The organism is Thermococcus sp. M36, assembly GCF_012027355.1.
Taxonomy (GTDB): Archaea; Methanobacteriota_B; Thermococci; order Thermococcales; family Thermococcaceae; genus Thermococcus.
Genome location: NZ_SNUH01000001.1, coordinates 1,175,134 through 1,187,161, shown reverse-complemented (window position 1 = coordinate 1,187,161; position 12,028 = coordinate 1,175,134). Strand labels below are relative to the sequence as shown.

Here is a 12,028-nt window from a genome sequence, read left to right as displayed (position 1 = left end):
ATCAGCGGCCAATGTGGAGCATCTTCGGGAGCTTCAGGTGCTTCAGGGTGTCTAAAAGATCCGGAGGAAGGAAAAGCCGCGTGGTCTCAAGGAAGCGTACAAACTCCGCCTCTACCGGCGTAACCTCTTCACCTTCCGGGGGGACAGTCCTTGGCCCTGAACGTTCCTCTCCCTTGGCCTCCCTGTCCAGACCCTTCCTAATTTCCTCCTCCCTCTTCTTTGCCCCATCCAGTTTTCCACGATTGTAGGCGTTTTTGACAAGCTCGTAGACGTCGAGCTCCCGTGCCCTCGAATAGAGCCTTTCCCTGCGCTCTCGGACCCATTCGGCCCATTCGCTGTGCCCCCTGTAGCCCACGAAGTAGCCGAACTCGTAGGCCTCTCTGACCAGACTCTTGCGCTCATCCATTGGGGACACCTCAGAATGGGGACTCCGGGTAAACCCTGATGCCGTCTTCCGTGAAGCGCATCTTTTTCAGGTTGCTGTCGTGGGCCACGCCGTGCATCTTCAGAACCTGGAGCGCCCTGACCATCCGGTAGTTGCGCATGAAGTGGTGGAGGACTATAACACCGTCGGCCAGATAGTACTCGTCGGTGTAGGTGTCCGAGGCCAGCATCTCACTGAGGATCAGGCACGTAACCCCCGTACCGTACAGCTTCCTTATGAACCTCCCAACGCTTATCCTCCTGTGATCCGGGTCTATAACGGAGTACTCAAGGGACGTAAAGGAGTCAATCACAACCCTCCCCACATCCTCCGCCTCTATTATCCTCAGGATGTCCTCAAGAACCTCACTCCATGTGGCCCTCCTGCCCGCCCCAAAAATAGCCTCGCCCATATCGTGAAACACTATCCTGCGTGATTGGATGTGGGACAGGATGCCGAAGTTGTAGCGGAGCATGTCCTGGGTCACTTTTTCTGGGCTGTCGGTGAGGGAAATGAACAGACCCTTCTCCCCCCTTTTGGCCCCCTCAACGAGGAACTGAACCCCAAAAGTCGTCTTCCCGCTCCCGGGGGGACCTATGACCAGGTAAACCCTCCCGGGGATAAAGCCCCCTCCTATCAGCTCATCGAGACCGGGGATGCCAGTCGGAACCCTGTCGAGGCTCCTGAGAAGATCACCGACGTACATCTCGTTCCCACCACACACCATACACCCCGCGGGTATTTAAGGATGGGGGTCCCAAAAGTATACAGCGGAGCGGCAGGAGCCAGTGCCGGACATCGGCTGCTCACAGAAAAGGCCCTATGGTGGGGCCGCCGAGATTTGAACTCGGGTCCCCGGCTCCCGAAGCCGGAAGGATAGGCCAAGCTACCCCACGGCCCCACTGCCCGCTGTTAAGGGGAGCCCACTGACTTATAAAGTTTACGGAGGGTGTCCCCCCACGCGCAGGGCAAAATTTATAAATCCAACCCTGAACCTATCAACGGGCACAGCCCCGTGGTGTAGCGGCCAAGCATGCGGGACTCTGGATCCCGCGACCGGGGTTCGAATCCCCGCGGGGCTACCATTCATCTGGGCTCCAGACCTTCGAACCCCGCCCTCAATCCTTTCTGGAGTTCTATTATCGAACCTCAAGTTACACCACATGAAGTACCTTGTCCCGTTGGGGAACACCCTTCTCCTGCCCCAAAAGGCTAGATGTGATCCAACACAAGGGAGCGTCCGGTGTCCTGCGGCGCCGTTTCTCCAGAATCTTGCAGAATCTTCAAAACACGTGGGGGCCTCCAAACAAAAACATCTCCAAAAAGGCCCCACGTTGGAAGTCCGAATCCCACATACGTGATTTTACACAGAATACGCCTTACAGCCCGTAAAATCCAAAAATCGAACTTTTCAGGAACTTTTAAATACTCCTACGAGAACATGCACTATGCAGGTGTTACCCACGGGGCGCCTAACACGGAGGTGGAGAGATGAACAGGACGGTGAGTCTGGAAGGCGAGATAAAGAGTCTGCTCAGTCCCTACGGGCCCCTCAGTGTGGCGTTCATAACCAGGTTCCTGAACGAAAGGGGGTTTGAGTGCACGCGGCAGAGGGTCGAGAGAACCCTGAGGAGGATGGTCGAACAGAAGAAGGTGGAGTCATTCTACACCAACGGGAACAAGAGGAAGCACTACAGGTTGCGGTGATAACATGGCAGGAAACATAGGCAGCTCAACAGCAATACTCGGAAATCCAAGGAGGATGATGATGATTGAGTTCCTTCAGCAGAAGGAGGGACACGCCGAGCTCAGGGAGCTGGTGGAGTACATAGCGGAGAAGGAGGGGGACACAAACAGCAGGCACAGGAAGAGCATCTACGTGAGCCTCGTCCAGACCCACATCCCCAAGCTGGAGCGGGAGGGAGTGATAACGTTCAGACACGGCGTCGTGACGCTCCTCAGCATACCCGACGACGTCACGGTCTACATGGAGATAGTCAACAAGCACGACATCAGCTGGAGCGCCTTCTATATGGGAACCTCCCTCATATTTATCCTGACCGGGCTGTACCTCAACAACGTTCTGCTAATCTTCGCGTCCACTGTGTACCTCGCAATAAGCATCATCCACCACCAGAGGGTCAGCCGGCTGGTTTGACCCCGGTTAGCACCGCTTCTGCTGAAACGGGCGCGGTTTGGTTGGGTAACGTATCGTTACCGGTGAGTAACTCGGAATTTACTATATACTCAGAGGCTCAAGTTGAATGTGGTGCGGCCGTACTGGCCGCCCGCCAAGGGGCACTGCGTTGACATCAGCAGGATATGACAGGGACGTGAGTGTGAGACGAGGTTTAGGCGATGAACCTTGCATGCTTACCGACTGTCGCTTTTGTTCCCACAGTGCCTCCAAAAGGAGGCGAAAAATTTGAGAAAGAATATTGCCCTTGGGATTTTTGGCCTGTTGGTGGCATTCGGCCTCGTTCTGGGAGCCGGAGCCAACTTCAGGGATTACAACGCCGACAGGAGTGTCCACTGGGACATCGTGACTGACGACAATGAGCTTATTGATCTGACCCCGATACAGCCCTATGCGTACATAAACGAGGGCGGCGTCCTGGTGGTCGACATAAGCCCGGACAACCCGAACTACCCAGGCTACGGAATGGGCCTCAGCCCGAACTCGGAGTACAACTTCGACGAGATGTTCGAGGTCAGCAACGACCTCTGGGAAGACAACATGACCATAGTCGTGAGGATCACCAGCGACAACACCGGTATACAGTTCTACGGTGCGGACTACGACGTCCATGACAGCTCCACTGGAGCAGTTGTTTACGCCAGCGACATGGCCAAGAACGACGTCTGCTTTGTGGTCGGACCCGGCGACACGGTTAAAGTCGGTATGGACTTCACCGTCGGAAACGACGCGCCCAGCACAACCCAGACCGCGACCATGCACATCGAAGCCTACAGGCTCGGCACCGAGCCGGGAGACCTGGTAGGTAAGTGCGGACAGTGAGGGGGCGAAAAAAATGAACAAACTATTCGGACTTGCCATACTCATGATAGGGATGCTTCTGGCGGTCGGAGCGGGAGCCAACTTCCGCTACTACGAAGCCGACAGGAGCGCTTCGTTCCATGTCGCGGCCGACGACAACGAGCTCATTGACCTGACGGCCCTCCAGCCCTACGCCACCTACGACGCGGGGAAGCTGTACATTGACATAAGCGAGTACAACCTCAACAGACCAGACGACGGCGGACTCGGCATGAGCCCGAACACCACGTACGTGTTCGAGGAGATGTTTGAGGTCAGCAACGACCTCTGGGAGAACAACCAGACCAACTACCCGATCTGTGTTACCATAAAGACCCAGCACGACGACGTCCTCATCTTCGCAGGACCCTACGACAGCCCCATAGCGGGCCCCTCAAACAACCTGCAGTTCACGGTTGACCACGGCAACCCCGTGCCTATCGGCATGATCTTCGACAACACCAACAGCAGCCTTGGAACCTACCAGTTCCAGATGAGCGTTGAGGCAGTCGCAGGTTCATGCAATACATGATTTCATTTTGGGGGCCTTTGCCCCAAATCTTTGATTTGAGAAGGGTTTACCAATGAAAGAGCTGATAGGAAACATAATAATCTTCATTGCCATCATGTTCCTGATCACCTCAGTAATGGGATTCGTCCTTGACAGACCCGTTCTGATTTCCTACGCTTATTCTGAAAGTATGACCCCCACGATAAACAAGGGGGACTTGTTCTTCATAAATCCTTTCTCAAAGGGAGGGGACGTCGGCGACATAATAGTCTTCCACAGGCGGGACGGCTGGACCGTGCACAGGATATTCGCGGTTACGGACCAGGGGTACATAACAAAGGGAGACAACAATGTCGCCACGGACCAGCAGGACGATGCATATCCTTCGGTCAAAAGAGAGGACGTGGTTGGGAAGGTTGTAACCATAGGAGACCATCCCCTAGTTATCCGGGGGGGCGGGAGGTTCATAGAGTCCATCAGGGCCAGATTAACCAGCATATACGCGATTGCTGTAATACTGCTCCTCGGGGCGTTCCTCACATTTTCAAGCGGGGGAAATAACAGGAAACACGGTAGGAAAAAGCGGTTTATCAGGATACACACACGTACGATTTACGCCGCCGTTTCCGTGGTCATAGTTGCAGGATTCCTCTTTGTAACGGTCGCGTCATGGGGAACCCTTGCCTTCACGTACTCCTCAACCCTCGCAGGGGGTCAGAGGGAGGGCTGGTACCTCCCGGGAAGCACGTTTGAGAAAAACCTGAGCCTTGAGAACAAAGCGATCTACCCGTTCCACTACTTCATCGAGGCACAAAGCGACAGGATAACCTTTCTGAACGAAAAGCAGTTCGAGATGAGCGGAAGGAGCACACATGAGATTCTAATGAAAGTTTCCGTTCCCGAGGACACCAGGATATACCGGGAGGAGATAACGGTGCGTTCGTATCCAGCTATACTCCCGGGGAGTCTAGTAACATTGCTGTACAACCTGAACCCATACCTTCCGCTGATTCCATACACACTGGAGCTGACCGCAATACTGCTCGCGTTCTACTACTTGGCAGACATAGCAAAGGGAGAGGCAATTAGAATCAGGATCCGGAGGAGAAGCCTCCTAAGCAAAATAGCAGGAGATGGTTGGACATGAAGACAGTGTTCTTTTTTGTGGCGCTCATACTTGGAGCGCTTTTAGTGGTTGGTTCAAGCGGGAACTTCAACAGCTACAACTCCACCAGAAGGGCCACGGTTGAGGTCGTACCCCACGATAAAGAGTACATAGGATTCGTCTGTGATGAAGGGTATGCAGCCGTCGTCGTTGTGGAGATCAACTCTGAGATGGACTTTGACGCGTTAACCATAATGAACTATCTGCCAGAGAACAAGGACGTTGATGTGGCACTGTACCCCGATTACTCTGGTCTGCCCGCGGGACTAGATGTGTTGGTGGAAACGGAGGGTGGCGTTCCAGTAACGCTAGCTCCAAACGAGGAATACACGTTCTGGGGATACGTGAACGCAGGGGATGTTGATCCCGGAGAATACATAATACCTGTGGACATCTATGCCACGTGGGAGGGGGGTGGAGCATCAATATCCGCATGCCCGATAAAGCTCATCGTAGTCAGCGGACCCCAGATCCAGAAAATACTGCTCTCAGGCAACACGAGCGACATACCCATGGAGACCTACCAAGAGTGGGTGTTCCAGATAGTTGTGACGAACCCCACCGGTGAAGCCCTTGAGCTGACGATAATCGACACCATACCCGCGGAGTTCAACGTCAGCCTGGCGGGAACCAGCGCAAGCGCTGGGACGTACATGTTCTGGCCCGCCAACATGGGCGGTTCCCACAACTGTGGGGGGCATCAATCACAGCCGGCGACAAAAATGGAGTGGAACGTCACGGTTCCCGCGGGAGGAAGCGAGCACATGAACGTAACGATATTCACCAGAACGAACGGAGGAAACCATCAGGAGTTCACATCGTGCGGACCCTACATACTGAACGAAGGGGCAGAGATTAAAGGCTATGGCATCATCAGCAACAGCCTCTGGGTGTCCGTGGCGTGCAATGAGTGCTGTGATAACTGCTGCGACGGATCGTGCCATAACCAGTGCGACGGAGATGGGGGATGATCATGAGGTCTTTCCCTTGTACAATATTATCGGGAGTGTGTTGATTTATGAAGGAGATTTCTGTTGATAAGGATAAGGTTATCAGGATTACACTGGCAGTCTTCATTGGGCTCGCCGTCCTGTTTGGAGTATACTCTGGGATGGCCTACACGACCGACCCGACAACAACGAAGGTTACTTACAGGACGCTCTACGCAGAGAAAGGGGAGCTCAGCCATGTAGGTTTCTTTTCAAATGAAACAGTCTACAAAAACGGAACCAGCCTTGAGTACTATCCCGCGGGAGTAACCAGACTAATAAAGGGAAACTACGACTACTCAAGCACCCTGGAGGCAGAGAGCAATTACAGGGCAACCCTCAGAACGGACTATTATGTCGTTTCCAATAAGAACAAGATCTACATCAAGAACACCACAAGGATCATCAGAAGCGGGAACTTCGTGGGCTCGTTCTCCGTGCCGATCACGTTTAACATCACAGAACTGGACGAAAATCTGAAGAGGATACAGGAGGGGACCGGGCTGTTCCGCGCCAACGTAGACACATACCTTCTGGTGGAGGTTCAGGTACCCGGGAGGGAGCCATTCATCCAGAAGATAACACTTATCAAGGACATTTCGGGGATGCTGAAGCTGAGCGAGACAACGAAGGAGTACAAAAAGGTCGAGAGGTACACGAACACAACGGTGAACACCATAGACTTTATCGGCAAAAACGTCAGCGTGTCCACAGCCAGAACACTGTTCCCGATCATGGCGCTGCTCTTCGTAATACCCCCTCTGGGATTCGCATACACCCACAGGGAGAAGAAGCCTAAAGACGAGTTGAAGGGACTGAGGAAGTTCATTGTGGAGGGTGTTCCGAGCGAGATTGGAGCCATAGACCCAGTAGAACTTGGCTCAGTGGAAGACCTCGAGAAGGTCTTCGACCTCGTGGACAAGCCGATAGTCCATTACGTTAAGGACAACCAGGACGTCTACGCGGTTGTCGACGGCGAGGTAATCTACGAGTACCGGAAGCCATTGCCCCAGGAAGGGGATGAGGCCAACTGAGGGCCCTCCCCTTTCCCCTCTTGCTTTTCTGGTTTTCGTAACCAACAACTTTAAAAGCCCTATCCGAAAGGCTAACCTAGAAGTTCTACAAGAGGTAAGAGGTGGTTAGAGATGAACCCGTTCCACGAGCTTGAGCCCGGGCCGGAGGTTCCAGAGGTCGTTTACGCGCTCATAGAGATCCCGAAGGGGAGCAGGAACAAGTACGAGATCGACAAGAAGACTGGCCTTCTTAAGCTCGACAGAGTTCTTTACAGCCCGTTCTTCTACCCGGTCGACTACGGAATAATCCCGCAGACCTGGTACGACGACGGCGACCCCTTCGACATCATGGTCATCATGCGCGAACCTGTCTACCCGCTCACCATCATTGAGGCGAGGCCGATAGGCATAATGAAGATGGAGGACAGCGGAGACAAGGACTGGAAGGTTCTCGCCGTTCCTGTCGAGGACCCGTACTTCAACGACTGGAAGGACATCGACGACGTTCCGAAGGCCTTCCTCGACGAGATAGCCCACTTCTTCCAGAGGTACAAGGAGCTACAGGGCAAGGTCACCACCGTTGAGGGGTGGGGCGGCGCCGAGGAGGCCAAGAAAGAGATCCTCAGGGCCATCGAGATGTACAAAGAGAAGTTCGGCAAGAAGGAGTGATTTCTTTTCCCTTCTTATTCCAAGGGAGGTTGAGGCATGTACAAGCTCCTCAAGATTAAGGACGTCGTGAGGATCCCACCCAGGATGTTCACAATGGATCCAAAGGAAGCCGCCAAACTCGTCCTCCGCGAGACCTACGAGGGTATCTATGACAGGGACGAGGGCGTTATTCTGGCAGTCATGGACGTCGAGGAGATAGGCCAGGGGGTTATAGTCCCTGGCGATGGCGCCACCTATCACGAGGTTGTTTTCAACGTCCTCGTCTGGAAGCCCGAAATGCACGAGGTTGTTGAGGGCGAGGTTATAGATGTCGCGCCCTACGGCGCCTTCATCAGGATAGGCCCGATGGACGGCCTCGTCCACATCAGCCAGCTCATGGACGACTACGTCGTCTTCGACGAGAAGAACAAGCAGTTCATCGGCAAGGAGACCAACAGGGTTCTCAAGCTCGGCGACTACACCAGAGCGAGGATAATAGCCGTCAGCATCAAGAGCAGGGTCATCCGTGAGAACAAGATAGGCCTCACCATGCGCCAGCCGGGCCTCGGAAAGAAGGACTGGATAGAGAAGGAGAAGCGCAGGGAGGCTGAGGCCTGATGGTCAAGGAGAGGGCATGCAGGCACTGCCACTACATAACCACGGAAGACCGCTGCCCCGTCTGCGGGAGCAGGGATCTGAGCGAGGAGTGGTTCGACCTCGTGATAATCACCGAGCCCGAGAAGAGCAGGATAGCCCAGAAGCTCGAGGTCAAAGTCCCCGGAAAGTACGCCATAAGGGTCAGATGATGGCCTACTTCAAACTAACACCCGAACTCCGAAAGGAGCTGAAAGAGCCCCTAGGGGATCTCGTCCGCGGGGAGATCCCCGAACCGTACCTCAGGATTAGGGGTGAGCTTGAAGGGGCCAGACATGTCGTTACCGTCGGCGATGTGGTTACTGAAAACGTCCTCAGGCTCGGGATAAAGCCCAGCCTGGCGATCTACGACCACAAGACCAAGAGAGAAGAGTATAACCCCGACATCGAGACCGGCGCTGTGGTGATGACCGTCCAGAACCCAGCGGGGACGATAACGAAAGCTTTATTAAACGCAATCAGAAAGGGCTTTGGACTGGCCGAAAGGGGCCGGAGGGTTTACATAAAGGTGTGCGGTGAGGAGGATTTGGCGGCCATTCCGGCCGTGCTCTACGCCCCTTACGGGAGCCTCGTGCTCTACGGCCAGCCTGACGAGGGAGTAGTGCTTATAAGGGTAACACCCGAATGCAAGCTCAAGTGCGGAAAGCTCATGTCGAAGATGGAGGTGGTTCGCGATGGAGATTAAGGTTACCGAGATAAGGGAGAACAAGCTCCTCGGGAGAAAGGAGATATACTTCGATGTCATCCACGAGGGAGAGCCGACCCCGAGCAGGGCCGACGTCAAGGGCAAGCTCGTCGCGATGCTCGACCTCGACCCCGAGACCGTCGTTATCCAGTACATAAGGAGCTACTTCGGTAGCAGGGTCAGCAAGGGCTACGCGAAGGCCTACGAGAGCAAGGAGAGGATGCTCTACATCGAGCCCGAGTACATCCTCATCAGGGACGGCCTCATCCAGAAAGAGGAGGAGTGAGGTGGTTTAGATGGCGAAGGGCAAGAAGACCAGCCAGAAGTGGAAGATGTACGAGGTACAGGGCGGAAAGGTCAAGAGGAAGGGCAAGTTCTGCCCGCGCTGCGGCCCGGGCGTCTTCATGGCCGAGCACAAGGACCGCTGGAGCTGCGGAAGGTGCGGCTACACCGAGTGGAAGAGGAAGTGATCTCCTTTTCTCTTCCAATAATCCGCTTTTCTGGGGGTTACTAGGACAGTCCGCAGAACAGTAGTTCTGACAGTTTGCCGGTTACTTGCTCTCCAGACCCGCAACAAACAAAAGCAGAAAAGAAAAAGATCAGCCAATCGCGGCCTGGACTGCCAAGTCGGCCCTGACGATGCCGTAGCCGTAATCCGCGTCCCAGCCAGAGGAACCGCGGTCGTCGGCAGTTACGTGGAGTATTCCCCTAACCGTGTTCTCAGTCATGTCGTCGAAGGTCCCCACCGGGAGAACCGTGCCGTACTTGTTGTAGTGAGCCGCCTGGATTAGAGCCACAACACCGCTTACGTGAGGAGTGGCCATCGAGGTTCCGCTGAGAGTGTCGTAGCTGTCGTCCGGATAAGTGCTAAGAATGTCAACGCCCGGAGCACTTACCTCGGGCTGTCTGTTGCTCCAGGAGGGGACTTGATCGTTGCTATCAGTGGCTCCAACCGCTATGACCTCCGGATAAGCTGCCGGATAGCTCGGACTATCGGCACCTTCGTTTCCGCTGGCCGCGACTATGACTATACCCGCGTTGTAAGCCTGGGTTATCATGTCATGGAGATACTGGTCGTCAGCTGAGCCACCCAGAGACATGCTTATGACCTCTGCAGCATCGTCGTCGGGGTCACCGGCTATTATTCCATCGCCGTCGCTGTCAGCAACCCCGTCGGGCCCGAGGATGGCCTGCTCGATTCCTATGGCTATGTCGCTGTAAGAGCCCCTTCCACTGGCATCAAGAACCCTAATTGAGTATATCTCAACTCCAGGGGCTACTCCAACAACACCGATATCATTGTTGAGGGCCGCAATAGTTCCAATAACGTGTGTCCCGTGCCCGTTCTGGTCCTTGCAGTCCTTGAGCTTGGTTGAGACCCTTCCCCTAAGCGTGCTCACGCACCATGCTATGTTACCCGCCAGATCCGGGTGGTCGTAGTCAACTCCTGTGTCGAGGACTGCAACTTGAATTACTCCGTTGGTCGAACCGTCGGTTACGCTCCAAGCTTCCGGAGCCTTAACGCGCTCAATCCCCCATGGAACGGTCTGGGTGGGCTGTGAGGGTTTGGGCTTCCCCACTCCCGGAGGCTTTCCAAGGAGGACTGCTTGATGGTCGAACTCAACCATCTTAACCCCTGGAAGCTTCTTGAGCTTTCCAACCGCGTGCATTGGAACTTCTATAACAGCGGCATCAATTAGCTTGAACTGGTAAACTACGTGGCCACCGAGCTCCATCACGGCGTTGGGTCTAAAGGCAGTCCTGTCTATGTGAACCACAACCCTCACTAACTCTGTGCTTTCTGCACTCGTTGGAACCGCAAAGAGAGACAAAAGTACAAGCGTTCCTATTAGTGCTCCAACAAATCCTTTACTGCGCATACATCGGCACCTCCGTATTTTCATGAACGTCAATGATTCCAAAAAAGCACGATTTAAGTATTTTGGAGCAATGGGTTGAAATTTTAGAAGAATAAGAAACGTGCCGTTGTCACAACTTCCTCAATTCGGGCTCAAACTTGGATTTAGTCCAGGATAATTCAAGTATAAACGACACCACAGCGTTAAACTCAAAAACCCCAGGAACAACATTCCGTACATGTTAGAGTACATGGGACTCAAACTCAAGCTCCACCCACAGGTCTACGAGCCGGCTGAGGATACCTTTCTCTTAGCGGAGAACCTCGCGGTCAGGGAAGGCGACAGGGCACTCGACGTCGGCACGGGCACAGGGCTGATAGCCCTTCTGATGGCAGGAAAGGCGGAGTTCGTTCTTGGGGTTGACGTAAACCCGATTGCCGTTGAACTTGCTAGAGAAAACGCCAGGCTGAACGGCATAAAAAACGTCGAGTTCAGGCTGAGCGACCTCTTTGAGAACGTTTCCGGAAAGTTCGACGTGATAACGTTCAACGCCCCCTACCTTCCAGGCGAGCCGAAGGAACCGATAGACCTTGCTTTGGTAGGCGGGGAGAGCGGGAGAGAGGTTCTGGACAGGTTCATTGATGAGGTGGGAAACTACCTCAAACCCGGCGGAATCCTTCAGATAGTCCAGAGCTCGATAACTGGAATCGAAAAGACGCTTGAAAGGCTGGAAAAAGCGGGACTGGCCGCGAAGGTCGTCGCTAAGAAGCACGTCTTCTTCGAGGACATAGTGCTGATAAACGCGGTCAAGCCAGGTGGTGGCGCTTGATTTCGAGAACGAGCCTCACCTTCGGCCTCTCCGGAACGTCAACCTCGTCCTCAAAGAATTCGATTTCAATCTCCCTTACCTTCAGCTCGGGTTGGGGTTTTATCCACTCGAACATAGAGGAGAGGACGATGGCGAGCTTTTAAACCTTTCGCAGATTGCCGAACTATTTTTCGACGATAAAATAATCAGCCGCTCCCCAAACGCGACCCATCAC

The 12,028-nt window shown here is 54.2% G+C and carries 18 protein-coding genes and 2 tRNA genes; 15 read left to right on the top strand and 5 right to left on the bottom strand.

The features are described from left to right. Position 1 precedes the first annotated feature (1 nt). The 3 genes from E3E36_RS06540 to E3E36_RS06530 form a co-directional block, all read right to left on the bottom strand. Complete coding sequence (locus E3E36_RS06540) at positions 2-406, bottom strand: hypothetical protein (RefSeq protein ID WP_167894444.1); 405 nt, start codon at positions 404-406, stop codon at positions 2-4. Positions 407-416: 10 nt separating this feature from the next. After that, positions 417-1,151, bottom strand: a complete 735-nt coding sequence (locus tag E3E36_RS06535) for an ATPase domain-containing protein (protein ID WP_240911779.1) — start codon at positions 1,149-1,151, stop codon at positions 417-419. A gap of 96 nt (positions 1,152-1,247) precedes the next feature. Beyond that, positions 1,248-1,325: transfer RNA gene (locus E3E36_RS06530), tRNA-Pro, on the bottom strand. 108 nt (positions 1,326-1,433) lie between these two features. On the opposite strand from E3E36_RS06530, the gene E3E36_RS06525 reads away from it, so the two are divergent. From E3E36_RS06525 to E3E36_RS06460, 14 genes are all read left to right on the top strand, one after another. Then, positions 1,434-1,509: transfer RNA gene (locus E3E36_RS06525), tRNA-Gln, on the top strand. A 406-nt stretch (positions 1,510-1,915) separates the two neighbouring features. After that, complete coding sequence (locus tag E3E36_RS06520; protein WP_167894443.1) at positions 1,916-2,131, top strand: hypothetical protein; 216 nt, start codon at positions 1,916-1,918, stop codon at positions 2,129-2,131. A 4-nt stretch (positions 2,132-2,135) separates the two neighbouring features. Continuing rightward, the gene (locus tag E3E36_RS06515; protein ID WP_167894442.1) at positions 2,136-2,582 is read left to right on the top strand and encodes a hypothetical protein; all 447 of its coding nucleotides are present in this window, start codon (positions 2,136-2,138) and stop codon (positions 2,580-2,582) included. Between the two features lie 267 nt (positions 2,583-2,849). Beyond that, positions 2,850-3,443, top strand: a complete 594-nt coding sequence (locus E3E36_RS06510; RefSeq protein ID WP_167894441.1) for a DUF1102 domain-containing protein — start codon at positions 2,850-2,852, stop codon at positions 3,441-3,443. Between the two features lie 13 nt (positions 3,444-3,456). Beyond that, complete coding sequence (locus E3E36_RS06505) at positions 3,457-3,993, top strand: DUF1102 domain-containing protein (protein ID WP_167894440.1); 537 nt, start codon at positions 3,457-3,459, stop codon at positions 3,991-3,993. Positions 3,994-4,045: 52 nt separating this feature from the next. Next, positions 4,046-5,119, top strand: coding sequence for a signal peptidase I (locus tag E3E36_RS06500; protein WP_167894439.1), 1,074 nt, complete (start codon positions 4,046-4,048; stop codon positions 5,117-5,119). Further along, entirely contained in the window at positions 5,116-6,108 is a 993-nt protein-coding gene (locus E3E36_RS06495) for a hypothetical protein (protein WP_167894438.1), read from the top strand. Before E3E36_RS06500 ends, E3E36_RS06495 begins: the two co-directional genes overlap by 4 nt. A 47-nt stretch (positions 6,109-6,155) precedes the next feature. Beyond that, positions 6,156-7,160, top strand: a complete 1,005-nt coding sequence (locus tag E3E36_RS06490; protein ID WP_206203488.1) for a DUF5305 family protein — start codon at positions 6,156-6,158, stop codon at positions 7,158-7,160. Positions 7,161-7,271: 111 nt separating this feature from the next. After that, entirely contained in the window at positions 7,272-7,808 is a 537-nt protein-coding gene (locus E3E36_RS06485; RefSeq protein ID WP_167894437.1) for an inorganic diphosphatase, read from the top strand. Between the two features lie 36 nt (positions 7,809-7,844). Further along, positions 7,845-8,405, top strand: coding sequence for a DNA-directed RNA polymerase (locus tag E3E36_RS06480; RefSeq protein ID WP_167894436.1), 561 nt, complete (start codon positions 7,845-7,847; stop codon positions 8,403-8,405). Further along, positions 8,405-8,593, top strand: coding sequence for a transcription elongation factor subunit Spt4 (gene spt4, locus E3E36_RS06475; RefSeq protein ID WP_167894435.1), 189 nt, complete (start codon positions 8,405-8,407; stop codon positions 8,591-8,593). Before E3E36_RS06480 ends, spt4 begins: the two co-directional genes overlap by 1 nt. Then, positions 8,593-9,126 (top strand): GTP-dependent dephospho-CoA kinase, encoded by a 534-nt coding sequence (locus E3E36_RS06470; RefSeq protein WP_167894851.1) that lies wholly within the window; start codon positions 8,593-8,595, stop codon positions 9,124-9,126. Before spt4 ends, E3E36_RS06470 begins: the two co-directional genes overlap by 1 nt. Continuing rightward, positions 9,116-9,412, top strand: a complete 297-nt coding sequence (locus E3E36_RS06465) for a 30S ribosomal protein S24e (RefSeq protein ID WP_167894434.1) — start codon at positions 9,116-9,118, stop codon at positions 9,410-9,412. Before E3E36_RS06470 ends, E3E36_RS06465 begins: the two co-directional genes overlap by 11 nt. Before the next feature lie 10 nt (positions 9,413-9,422). Beyond that, positions 9,423-9,596, top strand: a complete 174-nt coding sequence (locus E3E36_RS06460; protein WP_167894433.1) for a 30S ribosomal protein S27ae — start codon at positions 9,423-9,425, stop codon at positions 9,594-9,596. A 129-nt stretch (positions 9,597-9,725) separates the two neighbouring features. Here E3E36_RS06460 and E3E36_RS06455 read toward each other — a convergent pair whose 3' ends face one another. Further along, the gene (locus E3E36_RS06455) at positions 9,726-11,006 is read right to left on the bottom strand and encodes a S8 family peptidase (protein ID WP_167894432.1); all 1,281 of its coding nucleotides are present in this window, start codon (positions 11,004-11,006) and stop codon (positions 9,726-9,728) included. Between the two features lie 217 nt (positions 11,007-11,223). Between E3E36_RS06455 and E3E36_RS06450 the strand changes: the two genes are divergently transcribed. Then, a complete protein-coding gene (locus E3E36_RS06450) occupies positions 11,224-11,814 on the top strand; it encodes a HemK2/MTQ2 family protein methyltransferase (protein WP_167894431.1) in 591 nt (196 codons plus the stop codon). On the opposite strand, the gene E3E36_RS06445 is transcribed toward E3E36_RS06450, so the two are convergent. Beyond that, a complete protein-coding gene (locus tag E3E36_RS06445; protein ID WP_167894430.1) occupies positions 11,792-11,929 on the bottom strand; it encodes a hypothetical protein in 138 nt (45 codons plus the stop codon). The two genes, E3E36_RS06450 and E3E36_RS06445, sit on opposite strands and share 23 nt — an antisense overlap. Between the last annotated feature and the right edge of the window lie 99 nt (positions 11,930-12,028).

Excerpts from the sequence above, each read along its gene's own strand:
- E3E36_RS06480 (WP_167894436.1), top strand. The coding sequence starts at position 7,845 with ATGTACAAGCTCCTCAAGATTAAGGACGTCGTGAGGATCCCACCCAGG.
- E3E36_RS06450 (WP_167894431.1), top strand. The coding sequence starts at position 11,224 with ATGTTAGAGTACATGGGACTCAAACTCAAGCTCCACCCACAGGTCTAC.
- E3E36_RS06535 (WP_240911779.1), bottom strand. The coding sequence starts at position 1,151 with ATGGTGTGTGGTGGGAACGAGATGTACGTCGGTGATCTTCTCAGGAGC.
- E3E36_RS06540 (WP_167894444.1), bottom strand. The coding sequence starts at position 406 with ATGGATGAGCGCAAGAGTCTGGTCAGAGAGGCCTACGAGTTCGGCTAC.
- E3E36_RS06520 (WP_167894443.1), top strand. The coding sequence starts at position 1,916 with ATGAACAGGACGGTGAGTCTGGAAGGCGAGATAAAGAGTCTGCTCAGT.
- E3E36_RS06470 (WP_167894851.1), top strand. The coding sequence starts at position 8,593 with ATGGCCTACTTCAAACTAACACCCGAACTCCGAAAGGAGCTGAAAGAG.
- E3E36_RS06460 (WP_167894433.1), top strand. The coding sequence starts at position 9,423 with ATGGCGAAGGGCAAGAAGACCAGCCAGAAGTGGAAGATGTACGAGGTA.
- E3E36_RS06445 (WP_167894430.1), bottom strand. The coding sequence starts at position 11,929 with ATGTTCGAGTGGATAAAACCCCAACCCGAGCTGAAGGTAAGGGAGATT.
- spt4 (WP_167894435.1), top strand. The coding sequence starts at position 8,405 with ATGGTCAAGGAGAGGGCATGCAGGCACTGCCACTACATAACCACGGAA.
- E3E36_RS06500 (WP_167894439.1), top strand. The coding sequence starts at position 4,046 with ATGAAAGAGCTGATAGGAAACATAATAATCTTCATTGCCATCATGTTC.
- E3E36_RS06495 (WP_167894438.1), top strand. The coding sequence starts at position 5,116 with ATGAAGACAGTGTTCTTTTTTGTGGCGCTCATACTTGGAGCGCTTTTA.
- E3E36_RS06505 (WP_167894440.1), top strand. The coding sequence starts at position 3,457 with ATGAACAAACTATTCGGACTTGCCATACTCATGATAGGGATGCTTCTG.
- E3E36_RS06515 (WP_167894442.1), top strand. The coding sequence starts at position 2,136 with ATGGCAGGAAACATAGGCAGCTCAACAGCAATACTCGGAAATCCAAGG.
- E3E36_RS06465 (WP_167894434.1), top strand. The coding sequence starts at position 9,116 with ATGGAGATTAAGGTTACCGAGATAAGGGAGAACAAGCTCCTCGGGAGA.
- E3E36_RS06490 (WP_206203488.1), top strand. The coding sequence starts at position 6,156 with ATGAAGGAGATTTCTGTTGATAAGGATAAGGTTATCAGGATTACACTG.
- E3E36_RS06485 (WP_167894437.1), top strand. The coding sequence starts at position 7,272 with ATGAACCCGTTCCACGAGCTTGAGCCCGGGCCGGAGGTTCCAGAGGTC.
- E3E36_RS06455 (WP_167894432.1), bottom strand. The coding sequence starts at position 11,006 with ATGCGCAGTAAAGGATTTGTTGGAGCACTAATAGGAACGCTTGTACTT.